The following is a 23651-nucleotide window of genomic DNA, read 5'->3' on the forward strand; positions in this document are numbered from 1 at the left end:
TAATAAAATTGTTAATTTGTTAACAATAAATTAATTATAAACTTTGATATAATATTTTCAAGAACGAGTAGGTGTTATTATGAAAATTAATCCAGAAAAATTTAAAATGTATGAATCAATTTTGCAAGAGTTTGGACCAAGCGGTTGTGAGTTTCGAGTTATTGATCTAATGAAGAAATATTATCAGCAATATACTAATGAAATTATTCAAGATAATTTAGGTAGTTGTTTTGCTGTTATTAGAAATAAAAAAAATATTGCTAACCCTCAAAAAGTAATGCTAATGGCCCATGGCGACGAAGTTGGTTTTATGGTCCGTCAAATTAATCCAAAGGGGTTGGTTAAAATAAATCCTCTCGGTGGAATTTGAGAGCAAACTTTATTGGCAAACCGGGTGAAACTCTTAAAAGATGATGGGACCTTTCTTAAAGGAACAATTTCAGCGATTTCACCGCACTTATTATCACCAGAAGCTCGTAATAAACCAGCCCAAATTGACACAATGTTAGTTGATTTTGGATTTACTTCTGAAGCAGATGCCTATGCTAATGGAATCCGCCCGGGTAATTTTTTAGTTTGTGAGGGAGAAACGGTCTTGTTAAATGAAAAACGGCTATTATCAAAGGCAATTGATAACCGAATGGGAGTTATTTTAGGATTAGAAGTTTTAGAGAACATTAAAGATTTAGTTTTAGACTTTGATTTGTATATTGGTTTTAGTGTTCAAGAAGAAGTTGGAACCCGCGGGGCTGTTACAGCAACTAATTTAATTAAACCTGATTTTGCGATTGTTACTGATGTTTCTCCTGGCCAAGATTATTATTCAAATAGTGAATTTGGTCAGCTTGGAAATGGTGTAATGTTAAGAGGAATGGACCGAGAATATATTACAAGGTATGATTTGATTCAATATCAAATTGCATTAATGAAAAAATATAACATTAAAAATCAGTTTTATATTTCACCAGGGGGAACCGATGCCGGTGCGGTCCATTTACATAATTATGGAGTACCTACCATTCAGGCTTGTTTGATTGCTCGCAATCTCCACACAACCAGTGGAGTGATTGATTTAGATGATTTCAATGAAACTATTAAACTAGTGACAACGATCATTAAGGATTTAAATGATGAAAAAATCCGCCAGTTTAATTTTATTAATAAGGAGAATAAGAATGAAAAATAATACAATGGGCTTATTTTATAATGAAAATTTTGATACATTATTTGGCTATTTACAAGTTATTAATAATCCCACACCGATAACTCACGATAACTTAGTTTTTTTCCATAATGAGAAACAACAACTAGTTGGTTTTAATATTTTAAATGCGAAAACGATGCTTAAAAATAAGTTAACTAGGGGCATTAATAGTGATAATAAAGATTTAATTGTAGAAATAATCACTTTATTCCACCAGTATGGCTATGATTTGACCGATATTAATTCAACAATCCAATTTATCGTAGGAGAAGTCGTAACTGTTAAAAAACACCCAAATTCCGATAAGTTAAACATTTGTGAAGTTAATCTTGGTGTTGAACAACGACAAATAATTTGTGGGGCCACAAATGTTGACCATCACCAACGGGTTGTTGTTGCTAATATAGGTGCTTGAATGCCCAACTTATTGCAAATTGTTCCCTCAGAATTACGCGGTGAAAAATCAGATGGAATGATTTGCTCTGAACGTGAGCTAGGGTTACCAATTACTCAAGCGGGCAAAGTAATTATGGTGTTAACGGATAATAAATATCAAATTGGAGATAGCTTTTGAAAGGAATACTATAAAGATGAATAAAATAAAAGAAGGCTACTATAGTGCAATTTATTTCTTAAAAACAGCCGCCATTTTAAAAAATGAGCGGCCAGATGATGTCATTACCATTCAATTTTTTCAAAGAGAAAATAATGTCAAGTTAGCAGGGGTTAACGAATGTGTTGAATTAATTAAAGCGGAAGCGATTGATGCGGCAAGCTTGGAAATTTATGCCCTAACAGATGGCGATCTTATTAATGCTTTTGAACCAGTTCTCAAAATTACTGGTCATTATTATCAATTTGGTTATTTAGAAAGTATTATTGATGGAATTCTTGCTCGTCAAACAAGCATTGCAACTAATTGCTATCGTTTAATCCAAGTTGCAAATAATAAGCCCATTATTTATATGAATGATCGCAATGATTATTATTATACCCAGGAAAATGATGGTTATGCTGCTAGCGTGGGGGGGATTAGTAATTTTGTAACGCAAGCACAGTTAGCGAAAGTTAACCCCGATGCGGAGCCTATTGGAACTGTTCCCCATGCGTTAATTCAAGCCTTTAATGGTGATTTAATTGCGGCGTTACATGCTTACAAAAAACATTTTCCAACAGAAAAATTAGTTGCGCTAGTTGATTATAATAATGATGTTATTAATGACACTTTAAAAGTTGCTAAGGAATTTCCTGATTTATTTGCCGTGCGGATTGACACTTCAAAAGCCTTAGTTGATAAGTATTTTATTGGAAAAGAAGAAAAGTTTAAAGGTGAAGACATCCATGGGGTTAATAAACATTTAATCAAAGCCTTACGACAAGAACTAGATCGCCATCATTTTACCAATGTTAAGATTATTGTTTCTTCTGGTTTTACAGCAAAAATTATTGAAGATTTTGAAAAAGAACATATTCCCGTTGATTTTTATGGGGTTGGTCAAAGTTTAGCAAAGTTAACAATTGGTTTTACCGGGGATGCGGTTTTAATCAACGGCCAGCCACAAGCTAAATATGGACGCCATAATATCGAGTCAACCCGATTACAAAAAAAATAAGTTAACAACAAATAATTTAGGTATAATTAAGATATATTTGGAGGAGAATTAGTTATGGATAGCAAAGATAATCAAAAAATCCCGTCTTATTATAATCACCAAGGCACTTTTTTTGAAAATAATAATTCAAAACAAAATACTTCTGAAAAAAATGAGCCAGTTGCTCCTGCTACCCCAACAAGTTCTGAGAAACAAGTTGTAAAATTAACAGAAGTAATTTCACCATTATTTGGAAAAGATCTTAATTCTGCCCATTCTCAAACAACAATTAATTATACTAGTGATGATAATTCTCCGATTGCTGAAATAGTGGAAGCAGAAATTAAACAAAAGATTGGAGATAATGGCGGTGAAGAAAAACTAGCATCAACACCAGAACCTTATCAACCAATTTATAAAAAATATGATCCCCAGCAAGATGAACAAATGATTAAATCAATGGTTAAAAAACCAGCGAAATTATCTGAACAAGCTGAAAAAACGCAAGCCTTTTTATTCAAACCGCGTAAAAATGGTGAGAATATTTTTGGTGATCGTACCGAAGAATTAACAGTCGAGTTAGAACAATTAAAAGAAAAAATTAAAAAAACTGATCCGCGCAAAAATTTATATGATATTTATGAACAAACAACAATGTTTGAAGGAATTGAAGAGCAAAAAGAAATTAATAGTAAATTCCGGAATATTATTCGTAAGACTTATCAAATCAATACAGATTTTCCAAATGATATGTCGCTACTTGATCGGAAAAAACAAATTATGCATAATTCAATTGCCGCTGGTTCAACACGTTATAAAATCGCTCGCGAATTAAAAGAAAATAATCTTGATCGACAATTTCTTCGCAGACCAAAACCAATTATTCAAGGTTCTTCGGAACATCAACAAATGATGGAAAATTTAAAAAATGCCAACGATGATCCAGCCAAAAAACAAGTTGTTGATTTTTATACGAGTCGAAATCCTTATTATATGCGGAAATTAAATCTTGAAGAAGAAAATCTTAAAGAAGCAGATGAAAATCGCCGTGAACGAATTAAAAATGAATTAAATAATAATGAAGAAAAATAAGATACCAGGTTCGTTTATCAAAGATGATATTTTTGCTTTAGAAGATAATTTATTATTAAGGTTGTCAGCAACTCATCCGACATTGACAAAATTAACTTCTACAATTAATTTCTATAATCAGCAATTATTCCTAACCCATTTTTTGGCAACGGCAACGACACCCCCAACTGTTGAACGTTATGATCTTAGTTTTGATGAGTTAGTACTAATTTTTTCGGATTTCCAAGCAATAATTATGGTTGGTTTGCATGAAAACCGTTCTTTTGCTAATTTAATTAATAATTTTAAAACTCATTCTTTAAAAGAACAGTTTAGTTCAGTCGAAGTTACAATTAACAATGATTTTTTTAGTGAAAAAGGTAAATTATTAACATTAAAATTTAGGAAAAAATATTATAATAAAATAGAATCTTATCAAATTAAATATCAAAAATATTTAATTTCAGCCCAAAAATTAATTAGTTATTTATTAGTTTTTGTTAGTTTGCTAAGATATCAGGGGATGAAAAAATTACTACCAGTTAATTTTTACCAATATTTTATAAAAGATCTTTTAAATATCTAAAATATCATTAATATATTTAAGAGATAAGTTATAATATGAGAGTAGTATAAAAAATTGAGTTAAGTGGGTGAAAAAATGAATTTATACTTATTAGCTAGTGACAATAATCTTTTAATCTCAGAAACAATTTTAATTATTATTTTATTATGTTTAGCAATTATTTTTTGTTCATATGGAATTATTGCGGCGCGAAAAGTTGCGATTGCGGCAAAAAAATTTGATTATTTTATTGAAGACTTAACATATAAATCAGAAATGCTAAACTCAACAGTTGATACAGTAGTAAAAATATCAAACTATGTTGATGTTTTTGAAGCATTTACAAAACGAAATGTTAAAGCCTGAATTAAAGTGATTTCAAGAAACAAGGATGTTGCTTATCGATTAGTTGATAAACTAAAAGATTTTGCTAATTCTGAGGATGATTAATTATGGCTTTTAAATTATTAAAAACAGTAGCAATTATGGTTGCTGGAATGTTAATTGCCCCTAAAAAAGGTTCGGAATTACGCGCTGATTTTGTTAAAATGGTTAAAAAATATAACCCGCAGTTAAAAGAGATGGTTAATAAAATAGAAATTGTTTGGGAGAAATCACAAGGAATTGAATCTGATGAAATTGCTGCTGATATTGAAGTTAAAATTAAAAATGTAAAAGGAGCAGTTGATATTTTAGATTCTGCTTCAACCAAAGAAATGGCTTATAAAGCCTTGAAAAAAATTGACCAAGGTGCTGTTAAACTAATCAAAGCAGCGGCAAAATCTCCCAATGTTCGGGCAGTGGCTAAGGATTTAGCAAAAATTACTGTTTCTGCTATTGACGCTGGAATTAAAGTTAGTGATGATTTGAAAAAAACCTCTGCTTCAATTTCCGAAAAAATCATTGAGGAAGGGCATCCCACACCCACGAAAAAAATCTCACATCAAAATAAAAAATAAACTCTATTTATTTAGAGTTTTTTCAATAATATAATTAATAGAAAGGAAGTTACAATGAATATTATTAAAGAATTGACTTGAAGAGGACTATTAAAACAGGTAACAAACGAAGAAAAACTATTAAAATCACAAGAATTACAAAAAGGAGTATATTGTGGTTTTGACCCGACAGGAGATTCTTTACATGTTGGTCACTTAATTCAAATTATTCTGTTGGAACGTTTTGCCAAATGTGGTTTTAAACCAATTGCAATTATTGGTGGGGGAACTGGAATGATCGGTGATCCGAGTGGAAAGAAAGCAGAGCGAGTATTGTTAAATAATGCAACAGTATTACACAATGTTGAAAGTATTAAACAACAAGTTGAAAAACTAATCCCGAATGTTCAAATTGTTAATAATGGTGAATGATTAAATAACATTTCATTAATTGATTTTTTACGTGATGTTGGAAAAGATTTTAATATTAGTTATTTATTAAATAAAGAAAATATCGCCTCACGAATTGAAAGTGGGTTATCATACACTGAGTTTTCATATACCTTATTACAAGCTTATGATTTTTACCAGTTATATGAAAAATATGATTGTACAGTGCAAACCGGAGGTAGTGATCAATGAGGAAACATTACTTCGGGGACAGATTATATTCGTAAGCAACTGGGTGAAGATAATTTAGCTTGTGGGTTGACGATGAATTTATTAACTAAAGCTGATGGAACTAAATTTGGAAAAACTGAATCGGGGGCTGTTTGGTTAGATCCTGAGAAAACTTCCCCATATGAGTTTTATCAATTCTTTTATAATCAAGAAGATATTGAAACTTTTAAACTATTAAAATTCTTAACTTTTTTATCGGAAGCAGAAATTAAACAATTAGAACAAGATCATTTAAAAGAACCGTTTAAAAGACTAGGGCAAAAAAAACTAGCGGAAGAATTAACATTATTTGTCCACGGGAAAGATGAGTTAGCTCGCGCAATTAAAATTTCGACTGCTTTATTCAACGGGAATTTACATGAATTGTCATTATCAGAATTGGAAAGTATTCAGCATAGTCTTCCCCACTATCAATTAGAATCACCAAGTCATAATTTGTTAGATCTGTTAGTTGCTAGTGAAGTTGTTAGTTCAAAACGTGAGGGACGCGAATTTTTAAGTCAAAACGCAATTACCATTAATGGTCAGGTTGTTAATGACGAAACTAAAGTTTTAGCCCCAGCGGATTTTTTACACAACAAATTTTTAATTATTCGCCGTGGTAAGCGAAAATACCATATTATTTACTTATAATAAAGAAAAAGGGTTTGAATAATGTTTTATTCAAACCCTTTTTACCTATCATTGGCCTTAATTAATTGATATTTGATTTTTTATTTTGCTCATACTCAGCTTTTGCTTTTTCGTATACTTCCACAATTGCCTTATGTCTTAAGTATTCTTCTTCGGAAATGTTTTGAATTACGCGCTCTTTGATTTCATCTTCAATGAATAATGAAATTTTCTTATTAATTGTATTAATTGCGTGTTCAATTTCATCATCTTGTGCTACATAGTCATTTATTAACTCAAATTTTTCTTCTCATGATAATGTATTAATAAATTCTAGAATAAATCTTGGATTTTCTTTAATATATTCTGACAATGGTTTATCGACATGGTCCTCAATAAAAGAATCAATTTTTTCTGGTAACATGCTTATCCTCCTAAATTTAAGTTATATGTAATTTGTCGAACTATCTGAAAAATAATTGGACAAATTCTTTTATAATTATATCATTTATTGCAAAATTATGCTAAAATAATCCTGCGAAATTATTGCGTTATTACTATTTTATTAGTATAATTTATACCTACATATTTCGATATGACCAATGGAGGAAAAAAATGAAAAAAATTTGTTTAGTATGTTCTGCAGGAATTAGCGCAAAAACAATCGTTGAAAAAATTAATAATGTTTTGGCCCAAGACAATAAAGAATGAAAATTTGAAGCTATAACAGTAAATAATTTAAACACCAATGATTATGATATTGTGTTATTAACACCACAAGTTGAATACTTAAAAAATAAAATTATTGGCATGCTACCAGAAAATAAAGATATTAAAGTGGAAGTACTGCCATCAGACTTGTATGTTAAGAATGATGCCAAGGCAATCATCGATTTTACTACAAATATTTAATTAATTAATAAAGGCAACAAAAAATTAATTGAAAAATTTTAAAAATTTATCTATTTCTGGATAAATTTTTTTGACTTTTAAGGCTTTTTAACATACACTATAATTTGTAAGTAAACTTAGAAGAAAGAAAATGAGGGTTTAAGATGCGAAAATTACATGCTAGTTTTTTATTAACTGGAGCAGTTTCGATTGCTGTTTTGGAACTTGCAGCAATTGCTGGATACCAATCGTATCAACAAAAATACATTGAATATGTTTCTTATGAAAATAAACTTACTCATCATCCTAAACATGTGGTTATGTTAGCAATTGATGGGTTAGCAGCGTATGCGCTACAAAAAGCAACCATTCCAAATATTCGTTATATGATGAACCACGGGGCTTATAAATTAGATGTCCGTAGTGAGCTGCCAAATTCTTCTGCGGGAAACTGGGCCACAATTTTATTAGGAACTGGTCCGGAAAACCACGGGATTGTTGATCAACCATTAACTAATATTCACCATTCTGTTTATATTGATGAGGCAAAATTAGCGAAACAAACTTCAATTTTTGGGTTAATTCACCAAAGTAATCTTGATACAGGATGATTAGCAACCCACGAAAAAATTCAAACAGCATTTGTTTCTTTATTAGGTGTGCAATCAACTGCTTTAAGTCCTGATTTTAAAGCATATGGTCAGAATTTTATTGATTATTACTATCAAACAAATACCAAGGAAGATTCAATTGAACGTTATTTAGATGTGTTAGAACACCAAATTGATCCTGCTAAACCTAGTTTCTCGTGGATGTATTTTTTAGATCCTGATGATACTGGGCATTCTCGTGAATATAATTCCGAAGAATATTACCAAGCTTTAACAAAAACTGATCAACAAATTGGGATGATTATTAATAAGTTAAAAGCTAAACAAATGTATGATGATACCCTGTTTATTATTAATAGTGACCATGGTGGGCTATCCCAATATCATGGGCGACCAAACATCCCGGAAATGACGGTTCCTTGAATTGTTTATAGTAAAAAAGATATTTTGCAATCGGGTGTTATCCCGGATGGAATTAAAGTATATGATAGTGCGCCAACAATTGCTTATTTAATGGATCTTAAAGATTATTGAGCACGCACAACAAGTGGTGATAAAAAATGACAAGGAAAACCAATCGCATCACCATTTTTCCCAAAACCAGAGAAAGAAGGTTATCCAATTGATGGTAAAAATATCTAAGGACCAAATTAATAAAAATTTTAAGTGATTATTAATTATTAGTGTTATTTTATTGTCATTTTATAACACTCAAATTTTTACTCTAATTAATACTCCCATTTTTAATGAAATTGTTAGTTATTTATGCAGTCCGCTGCCGTTTGTGGTGGCAATTTGCTTAGGTTATTTAGCCATTAGCGAACAATACAGCTGGAAGTTCTTAGGGAAGTTTATTTTATATTTAATTCCGTTATTCTTTTTATCCGGATTATTTGCCGTTGATTTTTTTAATGTTAAGGAATATGGTTTTGATATTAAATTATTAATTACTGATTTTATTAAGTCGTTCTTTTGGTATGAAGGACGATGAATAATTACCACCACAATTGTCCTAGTTGTTCTTTATAAATGTTTATTATATTGGCCATGGTTTCAACAAGAAAAAAACCAGTTGATTATTTGAATCGTTCTCACCGCATTGTTTTTTAGTTTTGTCTTTGCTGTAACAATTACTTTTAATGTTTTATTAAATAAGCAAGATTATGTTAATTTTAATTATGCGCTGATCTCTGTAACCTTTCGGGTTCCCAATTTTTCGCAAGATATCCTGGCAATTTTAGCGTTCTTATTAGGAACCAGTTTTAATTATGATTGACTAATTAATAAAATTACCAATTTATGAGGATGATTAGCAATTGCTATCATTGGGTATTTTAGTTTAACAATTCTCCGATTATTTACTCATTTATCAATGTTTCATTGAGATATTCTAGTTATCATAAGTGCCTTTTTATTCTGTGTACCATTTGTAACAATGCACATTAAATTTAATGATAAATGGGTAAAATGGTATTATGCTAGTTTAGTATTATTAATTTTCCATAATTCGTTTAATAAACTATATGGAGTTGAATTTATTTTGGGAATGTTCTTCCGCCTAATCTTTGGGTGATGAACAAATGGGATAACAACATATTGAAATATTTTAAACTTTGTAACAGCTAACATTTGAGTGGCGCTAGTTTATTCCCTTCTTAAATATCTTGCAATTTACTTTACTTGTTTTGGAATTGCAGTTAGTTATAATAAACTATGGAAAAAACAATTTAAACTAATGCTAGATTTACCTACAGTTGATCCCCAAGTTCTCACTGAACCAGTAGCAAAACCGGTTAATAACTAAAAGTTATTAACTTTTTTTTGTTATGCTTGTGTTAGCGCTTGTTATACGATATTATTTAAATAAATGAGATTAATTAAAAAATAAAAGGAGTGGTTAAAGTGTCCGAGCAGATGTGCCAACTGAACAATCTAGTTAACAGAATGAATATTTTAGCCAGCAATTTTAGTTAAAAATTAATTTTAATAATGTTTGCCTGGTTTCAAAATTTTGTTCTTAATTAATATTAAATTAAGAGGAGGCTAATGAATGCAGGTAAAAAAAAGAAAAGGTAAAAAAGAAATTGGGTTTGCTAAAACTGATGAAATTAAAAGAATTGCTCAACTTGGACAGGTGGGGATTTTAGATCATTTTCATCTTCCAAAATTTGGATTAGATTTTGACCAAGCAAAAGAAATTGCCAAAGAATATGGTGATAATACTTTAAAAGAAGTTAAGTTTCATTGATTTTTAGAATTATTAAAAGTATTTTTAAATCCATTTAATATTGTGTTGGGATGTATTGCCCTCTATAATCTGCTAAGTTATTTTTTTATGAACGGTGATAGTTTTGAACTAGTCGGAACAGTTATTGTTTTAGTAATGATTTTTATTAGTACCACGGTGTCTTATATTCAAGAAGTCCGTAGTTATTTAGTGACGAAAAAATTAACTAATTTAGTTAGCAACACTATTACGGTGATTCGACTAACAGAGGATGAAAAAGTTGATGAAGTTGTTGCAAGTAATAATACTGAATTAATAAAAGAAGCTAAAGAATTAGAAATTCATGAATTAGTACAGGGTGATTTAATTTATTTATCAAGTGGGGATATGGTTCCTGCTGATGTGCGGATTCTTTGAAGTAATGATTTATTTATTAATCAGTCCTCATTAACGGGCGAGTCATTACCAGTTGAAAAACATGCTAGTTATAATAAGGAAAAATCAAATTTATTAGAATTACAAAATATTTGTTATACGGGAACAAGTGTGGTATCCGGAAGTGCGATTGCAATTGTAATTGGGGTTGGAGAAAATACTTACTATGCCACAATTTCCAAAACAATTACTGAAAAAAGACCACAAAATAGTTTTAACAAGGGAATTAAAAGAACAACTTGGTTGTTATTATGCTTTATGTTTGTGATGGTACCAATTGTTTTTGTGATTAATGGTGTTACCAAAAATGATTGAATTGGGGCGCTTTTATTTGCAATTTCTGTTGCAGTTGGTCTAACCCCCGAAATGCTACCAATGATTGTTACTTCTAACTTAGCCCGGGGGGCTAGCAAAATGAGTAAAGCCAAAGTTGTTGTTAAGAAATTAGAAGCAATTCAAAATTTAGGAGCCATTGATGTATTATGTACGGATAAAACCGGGACACTAACAAATGATAATATTGAGCTAATTGACTATACATTGTTAAATAATCAACAAGATGAAAAATTATTGAATTATGTTTATTTAAATAGCCTTTACCAGACTGGTTTAAAAAATCCGATGGATAAGGCAATTATTAAATATGTTGAACAACATAATTTAAAATTAATGACAAATGATTATGTTAAAATTGATGAAATTCCCTTTGACTTTAACCGCCGAAAATTAACAGTTGTTGTTAAAGGCGAAGATAACCATCATACCTTAATTTGTAAAGGGGCGATTGAAGAAATTGTTAAAAATTGTAATCGTATTGAATATGATGGAAAAATAGTTCCGCTTGGTGATGATCATTTAAGAATGATTAATGCAACAACTAACCGTTTAAACACTGAAGGATTACGCGTAATTGGTGTCGCTTACTCTCAGGGTCATGAAAAAAATGATTACTACACAACAAGTGATGAAAATGATTTAATTTTTTTAGGGTTTATTTCCTTTTTAGATAAACCTAAGCCCTCTGCTGCCAAAATGATTAAGTTATTAAAACAAAATGGGGTTGAATTAAAAATCTTAACTGGGGATAATGAACAAGTGACCAGAGCAATTTGTGACCGGGTAAATCTTAATGTTAAGGGCTTGGTAAGTGGTGAAGATTTAGAAAAATTAAGTGAGTATGAATTGCGGGATGTGGTGGAACGAAATAACATCTTTGTAAAATTAAATCCGCTCCAAAAAGCTAAAATTATTGATGCGTTAAAAGCTAATGACCATGCGGTTGGTTTTATGGGTGATGGAATCAATGATGCTCCCGTGTTACGCCAAAGTGATGTTGCAATTTCAGTTGATAATGCCACTGATATTGCCAAAGAAGCTTCTGATATTATTTTATTAGAGAAGTCCTTACTAGTTTTAGAAAAAGGAATTATACAGGGTCGGAATATTTTTGGGAATATTTTAAAATATATTAAAATTACAGTTTCCTCAAATTTTGGGAATGTTTTAAGTGTTTTAATTGCTTCGGCATGGTTGCCTTTTGTGCCATTAGCCCCAATTCAATTACTATTTCAAAATTTATTATATGACATGTCGCAATTTGCGGTGGCTTTTGATAAAGTAGATGCTGATTTTTTAGCAAAACCACAAACATGGACAACCAAAGATATCATTCCGTTTGTTTTTATTAACGGACCAGTCTCCTCAATTTTTGATATTATTACCTTTGCAATAATGGGCTATTATTTTGGGGTGTTATTACAAGGAAACCCAACTCCTGAACAAATTAGTTTGTTCCATACGGGCTGATTTGTTGAAGGATTGCTAACCCAAACCTTAGTGGTGCAAATGTACCGTACTCGTCGGATTCCATTTATCCAATCGCGTGCTGCTTGGCAACTAAATGTTGCTACCTTAGCAGTTAGTACAATTGGAATTGTGATTCCCTTTACAATTATTGGCACCGAATTGGGAATGCGCCCGTTACCAGGAATTTATTTTGCGTTCTTGGTGATGATTATTATCTCCTATTGCTTACTGAGTCAGTTGGCAAAGTTTATTTACATCAAAATTTATCACCGGTGACTATAAAAGTAATAAAACTCAGATTATTAGAATCTGAGTTTTATTACTTTTTAGCTATTTAGTATTATTTCAACTTTTAACAATTTTAGTCCCATTTATAATGTAATTTTTATAATTACTATTTTTTTCAATAATCTGGTTAAATACAATATCTACAAATAGTAACTGGATAATTTTCGAAGAAACAGCAGAATAGCGTGAAATTTGTTTAAGGGTTCGGAACAGAATTTTATTATGTAAATATTTTTCATATCCACAATTTACATTTGAAGTAATTAAAGTAACAGGAATTTTATAATTAAAAGCTATTTTAAGAATCTCTAAGATTTCTCTCGTACGACCAGAATTTGAAAATAAAATAATTTGGTCATTAGCTCTTAAACCGGGAATTGTTAGCAATTGGGTGTGAAAATCTTTATTACAAGCGATATTAACCCCAATTTTTTGCAAATTATTTGCTAATTCTTCACAAGCAATTCAAGATGAACCAACACCAAAGATAAGAATGCGGTTGGCTTGCATAATATCATTCACAAGAATTTCTAATTGTTGGTGTTGAATATTTTGAACTGTTTCATTAATTGCATAGATATTATAGGTAGTAATGTTATTGATGCTATCTTGGAGTTCAATTCCGGTTGATAAACGATAATGTTTTTTTTGCCATTCGTTTTTTTCATAGACATATTGCTGGAGTTTTCGGAAAGTTTGGAACCCATTTTTATTAGCAAAGCGGCTAATTGAAGCTGTGGAAACATAGCATTTTTGGGCAATCTTCTGGATATTATTATTAATAAAATACTCGGTCTCATTATTAATAAAATCAATGATTGTGAGATCACTATGAGTATTTTGGGGATTATTAATTTCTAAAATTTTAAATTGTCCCATCTTGTCACCTCTTGCAAATTATTATAACTCTTTTTATGTAAAAAATTTTCATAATTATAAAATTTATTTGTAAAAAAATAAAGATTACAATATATTTATCAAAGGGGAGGAGATAATATTAGTTTTACAAGTAAAATTAGGAAAAAACTTATAGTATCATGTCAAGCAGTTGACGATGAAATTTTAAATGATAGTTATGTATTGCAAAAAATTGCTTTGGCATGTGTCCAAGGCGGGGCGGAAGTGCTCCGGTTAAGCCAAGTTGAGCACATTAAAGCAATCAAAGAAGTAGTTAAGGTTCCAATTATTGGACTAATTAAAAAACATTATGACAATAGTGAAGTATTTATTACCCCGACTTTAGCAGAAGTCAAACAATTAATTGCGTTAGAAGTGGATGTTATTGCCTTAGATGCCACTTTTCGTAATCGTCCCCGCGAAAGTTTAGAAGAAATTGTTAAATATTTACGAACAAATTATCCCCACCAGCTAATTATGGCTGATTGTTCGGAAATTAGTGATATTGAGAATGCTGAACGATTAGGATTTGATTTTATCGGGACAACTTTACGTGGCTATACTTTCCAAACAAGAGGATTAGGAAATTTAGACAATAATTATCAATTTGTTAAAGAATTAAAGCCAGTTATTAATAAAAGCCATCTAATTATTGAAGGTGGTATTTGATATCCAGAACAAGTTAAAGATTTATTAAATTTTGATCATGTTTGAGCAGTAGTCGTGGGAAGTGCGATTACACGACCGCAAGTAATTACCGAACATTTTATGAAAATATTACCAAAGAATGAAGGTGAATAATATTGAGCAAAGAGTATCAAGCAGATAATAAAAATAGTTTTTCCTTTGTCAAAGAATGGTGGAAACAACGTAGAAATAAATGATCAGCTAATTTGCAAAAATTTGCCCGTGGATTAATGTTACCAATTTCCGTCTTGCCCTTTGCCGGACTATTATTAGGAATTGGTGGCGCAATTGGGGCAAATGATCATAGTGCCAGTGGAGTTATTGCCGCAAACATTTTTAAAGGAATGAGTGAAATTATTTTTGCTAACTTCGCTATTATGTTTTGTGTTGCTGTGGCAATTACTTTTACTAGCGAGTCAGGTGCCGCTGCTTTTATTGCAATAATTTCTTATTTAGTTTTTTCTTCTTCCCAAATTCCATTCATTCATTTTGAAGGAAACACTTTAAAAGACATTATGTGGTTTCATAGCGGTGCGGGTTTAAACAGCCTAATTACGAGTAATTTAGGAATTAGGTCCTTACAAACATCGATTTTTGGTGGAATTATTATCGGGGCGGTTACTGCCTATGTTTATAATCGTTTGCACCTCTTAAAATTACCATCAGCAATTAGTTTTTTTAGTGGCGTTCGGTTCTTACCATTTGTAATGATTCCGTTAAGCTTTGTCATTGCCATTATCTTTTTAATTTTTTGACCATGGGTTGGGCAAGCAATTAATATTATTGGTGAGAATATCGCCAAAGCACCAGCTGGGGTGGATGGGTTGGCATATGGGATTTTTACCAGAGCATTAATGCCATTTGGTTTACACCAAATTGTGATTGCGGTTGCCTTTACTACTCCGTTTGGCGGAGTCTTATCAACTGAAATCTTTATGAATGCCATTCAACAAGCAAATGTTGATGTTACAAATGAACAGATTAAGCATATTTTAGACCTTTTAAAAGATAATCCAATTAATGGTGACCAATCAATTTGAAACTTTATTAATGGATTGCCTTATAATAGTTTACCAATTAATGGTGGGGCAAGTCAAGTTCCAATTTTTGAATGATTTACCAAGTATGCCCACATTCATGCGGGAAGATTTACCCAAGATTACCCAACTTATTTAGGGGTATGTATGGGAATTGGAATTGCCTTTATTTTAACCGCTAATAAATCAAATCGCCGGAATACTATTTCAGTAATTGGTTCAGCAATGGTAGTTGCTTTTCTAACCGGAATTACTGAACCATTAGAATTTACCTTCTTATTTATTGCCCCCTATTTATACTATTTAATTTATGTACCGTTATCAGGTTTTTCTTATATGTTTATGCAATTAGTAGGTGCCCATGTTGGGGTCGGGTTTGCCCGTGGTTTTATTGATTTAATGATCTATGGGGCCTTACCAGTGATGAAGGGAACTAAGTTCTATTATGCCTTTCCATTTGCCATCGGGGAGGGAATCATTGCTTTTTGTACCTTCTACTTTGCAATCAAACATTGAGATTTACCGACTCCTGGCCGTGGAAACAATGAAGTAAGATTACTAAGTAAAAAAGATTTTAGTTTAAAAAAAACACCCCCCACAACTAGTGATTCGGACCAGCGAATTCTTAATATTATTAAAGGGTTTGGTGGGAAAGAAAATATTATTTCTGTCACATCCTGTGCAACCAGACTCCGAGTAACAGTCAAAGACGCAACAAAAATAGATCCTCAAGTATTTCGTAACGAAGGAGCGGCTGGTTCAATTATCAAAGGTGATAACATTCAAGTTGTCTTTGGTGGGGAAGTTGTTGTTTTAAGTGCTCAAATTAATAAATTATTATAAGAATATTAACTAAGGGATTCAGATTAAAATGGAGCATGTTTAGTGACTAAAAATAACCTAAACATGTTTTTTCTTCTCATTTTTTAGGATACAATAAAATTAAGAAATGAATAAACTATGCTGTGGAAAATTAGTTAGAAAGTGGCAGGTGGATAATGCGTTTAATTACCAGAAATTTAGTTACCTTAGTTTTTATTGTGTTAGCTTATTTTGCCTATTCAAGTTGGGTAAATTGATTAACTGACAACCAAGGGAACAGTAACTTAGTACAAATTTTAAGTCCGTTTAAGTTAATTATCTTAGGGATGTTATTTGCAATGATTATTCCGACTTTTAAATCAATTTTTATGTCGACAATCATTGGAATGCGTCAGTATAAAAAAACAAAATCAGATTTTTTATTGTATAATTATGATAAGTTACACACTATTTTAGAAAATATGAAAATTAACATTTTAAAAAATAACATGTCCGGAATTAAAAAGGATTTATTATTATACGAAAAATCTCCGGTTAAACCAGAATTTGTTAACACTCTGGTGCGCGATTTGCGAAAAACCGCATTGATTGAAGGTGATTTTACCCGTTATAAAGAAGTTATTGATAAGGTTCTTGGTGCTTTAACAGAAATTTACCAAAAAGAGCGTCAGGTTATTTTAACTGCCAATAAAAAAGAAGCGTTCTTTGATTTTAAAAGAGGTTATGAAATGGCTTCACAAGGTTCAAAATATAATGTTGACTATTACCAAACTTTATATAACAATGTAAAAAACCGTGTTGCCTTAGGATGAAAGATCTTTTCGTTAAGTATGTTTCGCTTTTACTTTTATTTATTAGGATATGGGTTAGGAATTACAACCATTTTGGCAATTGTTGTTTTTCCTATTCTTAACACTTATAGTAATGTTAATTTAGAAAAATGGGGCGCTATTATTTTTGTTATTTGTTGTGTGACAATTGCCTTAATTGTTCATTTAATAAAAACCTTACAAAATAAAAATCTTAATAATAAGAATTACTTGATCATTCCCGCTCTTGTTTACTACTCATTAATTGCTTTAATTGTTTTAAACATTTGTTTGACAATTAGTATCATGCCAAGTATTACTGATCCGGTTCCGAATGTTGGGGAAAGTATTTTAGCAGTTGGTCCGTTACCATACTTACTATCGCTAGCTTATTTAGTCTTGTCAACAGCGCTATTATTATATGTAATTGCTACTTTAATGGATAGTTTTAAAGCAGATGGCTTATCTTTAGAGTTAATTATCGAAGGGTTAGTAGTTCCGTTTGCATTGTGACTGGGGGTAACAATTGCGAAGTTTACAACCAATAGTTTAAGTAATCACCATCAGATTAGTGCCCAGTTAAACAATACAATTACCGGTTATATTACGATTATCTTGTTTATTTACTGAATTATTAACTGAATTACTGGTAGTTTTATGTCGGTTGTAGTTAAAAAACAAAAAAAATAGTGATAATAACCAAAAAAATTCTAAAAAAGATAAAAATTATTTTTTTATTTGTTAATATATAATTACAATGGATATAAAGAGTAAGTGAGGTTTTTAACATGGGCTATTATTATCAACATAACTTTAATTTTTCATATCATGGTTTGCAACGAATTAAAGAACGCATTGCTGATTTTAAAACAATGGATGAATGAATTATTAAGGAAAAGATTATTAAAATGATTGATAATTCGACTGATCGAATTGAAACCACACGAAATTTTTATATTAAATTAGATGACTTTAAAAATAATCTATATGTAGTTATTAATAAGTATAATAATTTAATTGTAACTGTAACACCAATGAGTCCTCAAAAATTACTAGAGATATTAAATGAAAAGTAATATTTTTTATTTCTAAGAATAATATAAATGAGAAATTTATGAAAATAAGACAGATATTTTAATGGAGTTAAGAAAATGGAAAAGAAAAAAATTATTGATGCAATTTTAGCAATGACAAAAAATTGAAAGCCAATTGTGATCAAAATTAAGCACACTTATAAAACTTTTATTCGCAAAAATATTATTGACCGGTTTTTAGAAGAGATCCACCAATATCCGGAATTATCAAGATATATGAAATTATTTAGAATATTAACAGTTCCTAAGGTCAAGGGTAGTTTATATTCCGATGCCTGAATCATTAATAAGCAAATGAAATATTTTGACTTTGATTTTGCGTTGCAAATTAGTTGTAATAATGAAGTTTATCGTGATGATCAAACTCTATTAAATTTTGCCAAGGTTTTACGACAATTAATTATCAACAAGTTAAAACATTATTTAACAATTATTTTACATAATACCCACCGGTGAGTGTTACCAAAATCAATTGATGATGATATGTTAATTAATAATATTAAAACCTATTTACAATTTGTGGAAAAAACAGAAATTCCGATTGAATTTATTAATTTACAAGATCAGGAAGTTATTAAAACGATTTTTAACCAGTATATTGGAAATCCGATTATTGTGGAATTTAATTTAAAAGCACAAGATAAAAAGAATGTTTATGATCGTTTAATTTCATATATGTATGATGCCCAAAAAAACCGGGCGCTAAGTAATTTAAAACTAATCGTGAAATTTAATTTTATTATTCAGTGTTTAAAATTATGATATATTAAAAATGAACAATATATTCATTTTAAAATGAATGAACACCAAATTTATAATCAGTGTGCGGATTTATTATTACAGTATGCTGATCAAAAGTTAACTCGTGTTGAATATGCCACCCTTATTTTAAATAATTTTTGTGATTAATTAAGGGCCAGTTTTTAATTTTAAAAAGAAAGTATGTTATAGTTAAAACATAAGGAAGGTGAAGGAACATGAAAATTGCCATTGGAAATGACCATACTGGGGTCGAAATGAAAAATGCAATTGTTGAATATTTAGAAGATAATGGTTATGAAGTAATTAACATTGGAACTGATACTCCTGAATCAGTTGACTATCCAGATTATGGTTTTAAAGTTGGGGAACTAGTAGTTAAGAAAGCTGCTGATTTAGGAATTGTTATTTGTGGGACAGGAGTTGGTATTTCAATTGCTGCTAATAAAGTTAAAGGAATTCGGGCAGCATTATGTAATGAAACAACCGTTGCAAAACTAGTGCGTGAACACAATAATGCGAATGTGCTAGCTTTAGGAGCCCGTTTACTTGCAAACCATAAAGCATTATGAATTGTCCAAGAGTTTTTGGATGCTCAATTTGATGCTGGTCGTCATGCCAACCGCGTTGCTAAATTAGATAATTATTAAAATCCCCGTTAATTTTGGAATAATTATCATATAATTATTAAAGAATTATAAAGTGGGGTAATTATGCAAGATTGAGATAGTTTGATTTTATATCCATTACTAACTATTGTTGTGATTGTTTTATATGTCCTCTTATTAGTCAAAAGACATTTTAAAACTAAAAAACAATGGTTTTTTATTATTCAACATTTCTTTTTTTGATTAACAATATCCGCAATTTTAAATTTAAATTATAATTTCATTTTATTTACTGCTAATGTTAATTGAAAAAACTTAGGAATTTTAGTCGGGGTGAGCGCTAGTTTCTATGCTACAATCTTTTTTATTCCTGCTTCATGAATTACTGGTTTATTAACCCGTCGCTTTTGATTTTGGCTATCCTATGCCACAATTATCCTGGGGATTATTTTAGCGTTGGCAATTCCTCATAACCAAATTATTTTCATTATTTGTGCATTATGTTTTGGGATTGCTATTGCCTCAAATTCAATTTGATACTTATGTTTTAATGAGGTTTATTTATACCGTACTAATTCCTTTTTAACAGTCTCATTATTATTTCCAGTGGTAATCATTGCTAATTTGAGTGGGTTGAATATTTTGAACTTTTTAAAGAGTATTAACAAAAATTATGAAGTAGATTATTATATTTTGTTTGGTTTAATTTTGGGATTTATTCTAATTTCTTTTGCTTGTTGTTTTAAACTAAAAGAACGGAAAGAATATATTGGCGCGTTTGATAGCCAACAATTAAAATTAGCTAGTAAATTTTCCTGGTGAAAAGTTAGTGGTATTTTGGTAATTTTATTTTTTGTGGGGATAATGCGTGAATTTGCCCAAGGTGATTTTTATAATTTCTTATTAGCTCAGCAAACTTGAGAAACTTATCAAAACCTAGCCTCTGTAAATAAATATTTACATTTAACCCAGGAATTTTGGTGAATTCCCCAAATTATTGTGGGAATTCTCTTGTACCCAGTAGTTGTTAAAAAGTGGGGAATTCGCCCGACGATTTTAGGGGCTTTTGCGATTTGAGTAATATATTTTCTAGTGGTGGCTTTTACGAAAATTCCTGAATTATGGATTACTTGTCAATTATTAAGTGGTTTGGCATTTGGTATTATTTTTGTAATTTTATTTTCCTTATCAATGGTTTGAAATTACCGGGTTAGTCGCCGTCCGGTCACCGGTTGTTTTTCCGCTTTAAATGCGTTAACTACTTTTGGTGCCCAATTTGTCCAACGGGCAATTAGTAATGCTCAGGTAGGACCCTTTAAAAATATTATGCTTAATTGAAATTTACCAGTGGTAGCAAATAATTCTTATAATCTTAGTCATCTCCATAATTTAGTGATGATTATTTTTGTTTTTTGTGCTGGGATTTGTTTATTATTAATGGTTTTTGTCTTCTTTACCATTAAACATATTAGCGGGGAATACTTTAGCCGGCAAAACTATAATTTTGCTCGCCAAGTTTTAGCAGCAAACTTAACTGAACAAGAATATGATCAGGATGTTAGTTTAACTGAATGATTACGAAAAGATGCTACTTAGGAAAAGAAAAAGAAGTTACATAATAACTTCTACGGCTTCAATTTCTTTAAGTTCTTCTTTAACAATTTGTTCAACGCCATCTTTAATAGTGCTGTCAATTAAACCACAACCAATACATGCCCCAGCAAGGCGAACATAGACAATATTATCTTTTACTTCAACAAATTCAATATCCCCACCATCTTGATTAATATAAGGACGAAGGTTTTGAATTATTTCTTTTGCTTTTTCATTTAGATCCATCATACCACCCCATTTTTTTAATTATAACATTATTTAAGTATTTAAAAAACATTGTTTACTATTTAGGAATATTATTTATAATATAATTATAAAACACATTATGTTAGATGGATATAATAAGGAATAGAAAGAAGAAATGATAATGGAAGAAAAAAACTATAGCATTTATGGATTAACAGCCGGGGATAAACTAGCCGATGAAATTTGTAAGTTATTAGGTGTTAAAAAAGAAGAAATGGAAATTAACCGCTTTGCGGATGGGGAAATTTTAACAAGAGCTGTTAATTCAGTGCGGGGGAAAGATGTTTATATTATTCAGTCAACATCTAATCCTGTTAATGAAAACTTAATGGAGTTATTAATTGCGATTGATGCGTTAAAAAGAGGAAGTGCCCAAACTATCAATGTTATTATTCCATATTTTGGTTATGCGCGCCAAGACCGCAAAGCCCGTGGTCGCCAACCAATCACTTGTAAATTAGTAGCTAACTTAATTACAACAGCTGGTGCCAACCGGGTAATGACGGTTGATTTACATTCTCCCCAATCAATGGGGTTCTTTGATGTCCCAGTTGATGATTTGCGGACAACCCAAGAAATGGCGCGTACCATTATTCGTAAAATTCAAGAAGATAATATTAAAGAAGAAATTACAATTGTATCACCTGACCATGGGGGATTAGTCCGTGCTCGCGAAATTGCTGATCGTCTTGGTAACTTAGCAACCAATATTGCGGTTATTGATAAGCGAAGACCAAAACCAAATGTTAGTGAAGTACAGTTTGTGTTAGGGGATGTTAAGGAAAAGGTTTGTTTTATTGTTGATGATATGATTGATACGGCGGGCACAATTTGTAATGCTGCGAAGGCATTAAAACAACATGGTGCCAAAGATGTTTATTTATTGGCTTGCCATGGGGTTTTTTCAAACCCGGCGCGTGATCGCTTAACAGAATTAATTAAAGAAGGATATGCCAAAAAAGTTATTGTAACTAATACTATTGATATTCCCGAAGAGCACCGTTTTGAGGGCTTAGAAATTATTACAATTGCCGAATTAATTTCATCAATGATTGGAGCCATGGTCGCTAAAAAAAGTTTATCGGATGTCTACCAAGCTTTTAATGAAAAAATTAAAACTTTAATTAAAAAAATTAGTAAATAATATTAAGAAAAAGTCAATTTATGATAAATTGACTTTTATTTTATTTTATTTCATGTTTTATAATTAGTTCTCACAAACCAGTTAAAACTAAAACGATTTTCTTTTGAAAAAGAAGGCAAAAAACTAGCAGGGTTAATTAAAGGTTCGCTTTTGTCGACAACAGCAATTGTGTCTTGGTTATAGTTTTTAATTTCTCGCAATTTTAATTTAGGTTCATTTTCATCTAAATGATAGATATTAATTGTTTTATGAGTCACTGTGGGTGTTTTAATTTTAAGGATTTTTGTTTCTGAATTATTTGGTGTCGCTTCTGGCTTATCTCACCGACTAGGAACTACTTTCTGATTGACATTAGTAGTTTTTGGTTTTTTAGTTAAAGAGATTGTTGGCTTTGTAATATTTTTTGCTTTAATGATTGGTTCTGACTTTTGCTTGTTTATTGGTATTTTTTGTTGCAAAGGAGGTTTTGAACTACCCTTACGTATTGGTTTTTTGGGTGCTGGTTTTATTACCTCTTTTTTTGGTGGTACACTTTCCTGCTCTGTAAGAATTAACGGTAATTCTTTTGTTGGGGAATTACTGTATTCTTTAGTAATATGTAAGATTAATTTTTTTTGTTCCCATGATAAGCCCTTTTTAAATCTTAGTAACCGTTCAATTGTGGCAAAGTTTAATTTTAGGGTAATCAATTCATTAAGAATTTTTTGGGTTTTTTCATCTGTGATATTTTTTGCTAAACTTACTAGTTTTTCATTACTTCATTCTTCGATTTTTGTCATATAGTTTATCCTTTTACTCCATATTTAATATTCTTTATATAGTTTTATCATATTTTTTATTATTTTTTTAAAATTGTTGATATAATATAAAGATTAGGTTTAGAAAGCAGGGAGAAAATGACCATTATCGTTAGTAAAGAGCATAAAAATATTATGCATTATTTTCATTTTATTTTTCTTTTTGCGACTGTTGCAATTTCTTATTTTTCACAATTATTAAAATAATTTTTTAAT

At 30.6% G+C, this 23651-nt stretch carries 24 protein-coding genes; 20 read left to right on the forward strand and 4 right to left on the reverse strand.

Annotated features, from left to right (window positions below):
* The first annotated feature begins 79 nt into the window (after positions 1 to 79).
* From QPK10_RS03985 to tyrS, 8 genes are all read left to right on the forward strand, one after another.
* Entirely contained in the window at positions 80 to 1186 is a 1107-nt protein-coding gene (locus QPK10_RS03985) for a M42 family metallopeptidase (RefSeq protein ID WP_368486732.1), read from the forward strand.
* Complete coding sequence (ytpR, locus tag QPK10_RS03990; RefSeq protein ID WP_368486733.1) at positions 1176 to 1802, forward strand: YtpR family tRNA-binding protein; 627 nt, start codon at positions 1176 to 1178, stop codon at positions 1800 to 1802. Before QPK10_RS03985 ends, ytpR begins: the two co-directional genes overlap by 11 nt.
* On the forward strand, positions 1795 to 2817 hold the full coding sequence (locus tag QPK10_RS03995; protein ID WP_368486734.1) for a nicotinate phosphoribosyltransferase: 1023 nt from the start codon (positions 1795 to 1797) through the stop codon (positions 2815 to 2817). The genes ytpR and QPK10_RS03995 overlap by 8 nt, the downstream gene beginning before the upstream one ends.
* A gap of 54 nt (positions 2818 to 2871) precedes the next feature.
* Complete coding sequence (locus QPK10_RS04000; RefSeq protein ID WP_368486735.1) at positions 2872 to 3888, forward strand: hypothetical protein; 1017 nt, start codon at positions 2872 to 2874, stop codon at positions 3886 to 3888.
* Entirely contained in the window at positions 3875 to 4453 is a 579-nt protein-coding gene (locus QPK10_RS04005; RefSeq protein ID WP_368486736.1) for a hypothetical protein, read from the forward strand. The genes QPK10_RS04000 and QPK10_RS04005 overlap by 14 nt, the downstream gene beginning before the upstream one ends.
* Positions 4454 to 4528: 75 nt before the next feature.
* Complete coding sequence (locus QPK10_RS04010) at positions 4529 to 4882, forward strand: hypothetical protein (RefSeq protein ID WP_047791830.1); 354 nt, start codon at positions 4529 to 4531, stop codon at positions 4880 to 4882.
* Positions 4883 to 4884: 2 nt separating this feature from the next.
* Positions 4885 to 5391: a YtxH domain-containing protein gene (locus QPK10_RS04015; RefSeq protein ID WP_368486737.1), complete on the forward strand. Its 507-nt coding sequence runs from the start codon at positions 4885 to 4887 to the stop codon at positions 5389 to 5391.
* 54 nt (positions 5392 to 5445) lie between these two features.
* Positions 5446 to 6684 carry a tyrosine--tRNA ligase gene (tyrS, locus tag QPK10_RS04020; protein ID WP_368486738.1) on the forward strand — a complete coding sequence of 413 codons (1239 nt, stop codon included), beginning with the start codon at positions 5446 to 5448 and terminating at the stop codon, positions 6682 to 6684.
* Between the two features lie 61 nt (positions 6685 to 6745).
* On the opposite strand, the gene QPK10_RS04025 is transcribed toward tyrS, so the two are convergent.
* On the reverse strand, positions 6746 to 7087 hold the full coding sequence (locus QPK10_RS04025; RefSeq protein WP_025317780.1) for a hypothetical protein: 342 nt from the start codon (positions 7085 to 7087) through the stop codon (positions 6746 to 6748).
* 191 nt (positions 7088 to 7278) lie between these two features.
* Here QPK10_RS04025 and QPK10_RS04030 point away from each other — a divergent pair, with 191 nt between their 5' ends.
* From QPK10_RS04030 to mgtA, 4 genes are all read left to right on the forward strand, one after another.
* A complete protein-coding gene (locus tag QPK10_RS04030; RefSeq protein WP_368486739.1) occupies positions 7279 to 7575 on the forward strand; it encodes a PTS sugar transporter subunit IIB in 297 nt (98 codons plus the stop codon).
* A gap of 143 nt (positions 7576 to 7718) precedes the next feature.
* Positions 7719 to 8807 (forward strand): alkaline phosphatase, encoded by a 1089-nt coding sequence (locus QPK10_RS04035; RefSeq protein WP_368486740.1) that lies wholly within the window; start codon positions 7719 to 7721, stop codon positions 8805 to 8807.
* Positions 8791 to 9969, forward strand: a complete 1179-nt coding sequence (locus QPK10_RS04040) for a hypothetical protein (RefSeq protein ID WP_368486741.1) — start codon at positions 8791 to 8793, stop codon at positions 9967 to 9969. The genes QPK10_RS04035 and QPK10_RS04040 overlap by 17 nt, the downstream gene beginning before the upstream one ends.
* 246 nt (positions 9970 to 10215) lie before the next feature.
* Positions 10216 to 12915 (forward strand): magnesium-translocating P-type ATPase, encoded by a 2700-nt coding sequence (gene mgtA, locus QPK10_RS04045; RefSeq protein WP_368486742.1) that lies wholly within the window; start codon positions 10216 to 10218, stop codon positions 12913 to 12915.
* Between the two features lie 48 nt (positions 12916 to 12963).
* Here the strand turns inward: mgtA and QPK10_RS04050 are convergent, their stop codons facing one another.
* Positions 12964 to 13800, reverse strand: a complete 837-nt coding sequence (locus QPK10_RS04050) for a MurR/RpiR family transcriptional regulator (RefSeq protein WP_368486743.1) — start codon at positions 13798 to 13800, stop codon at positions 12964 to 12966.
* A gap of 117 nt (positions 13801 to 13917) precedes the next feature.
* Between QPK10_RS04050 and QPK10_RS04055 the strand changes: the two genes are divergently transcribed.
* The 7 genes from QPK10_RS04055 (at position 13918) to QPK10_RS04085 (ending at position 21230) form a co-directional block, all read left to right on the forward strand.
* Positions 13918 to 14619 carry an N-acetylmannosamine-6-phosphate 2-epimerase gene (locus QPK10_RS04055; RefSeq protein ID WP_368486825.1) on the forward strand — a complete coding sequence of 234 codons (702 nt, stop codon included), beginning with the start codon at positions 13918 to 13920 and terminating at the stop codon, positions 14617 to 14619.
* Positions 14620 to 14621: 2 nt separating this feature from the next.
* Complete coding sequence (locus tag QPK10_RS04060) at positions 14622 to 16385, forward strand: PTS transporter subunit EIIC (protein ID WP_368486744.1); 1764 nt, start codon at positions 14622 to 14624, stop codon at positions 16383 to 16385.
* 155 nt (positions 16386 to 16540) lie between these two features.
* On the forward strand, positions 16541 to 17863 hold the full coding sequence (locus QPK10_RS04065; RefSeq protein WP_368486745.1) for a hypothetical protein: 1323 nt from the start codon (positions 16541 to 16543) through the stop codon (positions 17861 to 17863).
* A 98-nt stretch (positions 17864 to 17961) separates the two neighbouring features.
* Positions 17962 to 18249, forward strand: coding sequence for a hypothetical protein (locus QPK10_RS04070; protein WP_368486746.1), 288 nt, complete (start codon positions 17962 to 17964; stop codon positions 18247 to 18249).
* A gap of 75 nt (positions 18250 to 18324) precedes the next feature.
* Positions 18325 to 19176, forward strand: a complete 852-nt coding sequence (locus QPK10_RS04075; protein ID WP_368486747.1) for a hypothetical protein — start codon at positions 18325 to 18327, stop codon at positions 19174 to 19176.
* Between the two features lie 68 nt (positions 19177 to 19244).
* Positions 19245 to 19676 carry a ribose 5-phosphate isomerase B gene (gene rpiB, locus QPK10_RS04080; RefSeq protein ID WP_368486748.1) on the forward strand — a complete coding sequence of 144 codons (432 nt, stop codon included), beginning with the start codon at positions 19245 to 19247 and terminating at the stop codon, positions 19674 to 19676.
* A gap of 63 nt (positions 19677 to 19739) precedes the next feature.
* Positions 19740 to 21230, forward strand: coding sequence for a hypothetical protein (locus QPK10_RS04085; RefSeq protein WP_368486749.1), 1491 nt, complete (start codon positions 19740 to 19742; stop codon positions 21228 to 21230).
* Positions 21231 to 21245: 15 nt separating this feature from the next.
* Here QPK10_RS04085 and QPK10_RS04090 read toward each other — a convergent pair whose 3' ends face one another.
* Complete coding sequence (locus QPK10_RS04090; protein WP_368486826.1) at positions 21246 to 21473, reverse strand: NifU family protein; 228 nt, start codon at positions 21471 to 21473, stop codon at positions 21246 to 21248.
* 142 nt (positions 21474 to 21615) lie between these two features.
* On the opposite strand from QPK10_RS04090, the gene QPK10_RS04095 reads away from it, so the two are divergent.
* Positions 21616 to 22638 (forward strand): ribose-phosphate diphosphokinase, encoded by a 1023-nt coding sequence (locus QPK10_RS04095; RefSeq protein ID WP_368486750.1) that lies wholly within the window; start codon positions 21616 to 21618, stop codon positions 22636 to 22638.
* 35 nt (positions 22639 to 22673) lie between these two features.
* Here QPK10_RS04095 and QPK10_RS04100 read toward each other — a convergent pair whose 3' ends face one another.
* Complete coding sequence (locus QPK10_RS04100) at positions 22674 to 23417, reverse strand: hypothetical protein (protein ID WP_368486751.1); 744 nt, start codon at positions 23415 to 23417, stop codon at positions 22674 to 22676.
* Between the last annotated feature and the right edge of the window lie 234 nt (positions 23418 to 23651).

It is taken from the genome of Spiroplasma sp. DGKH1, assembly GCF_040940205.1.
GTDB lineage: Bacteria > Bacillota_I > Bacilli_A > Mycoplasmatales > Mycoplasmataceae > Spiroplasma.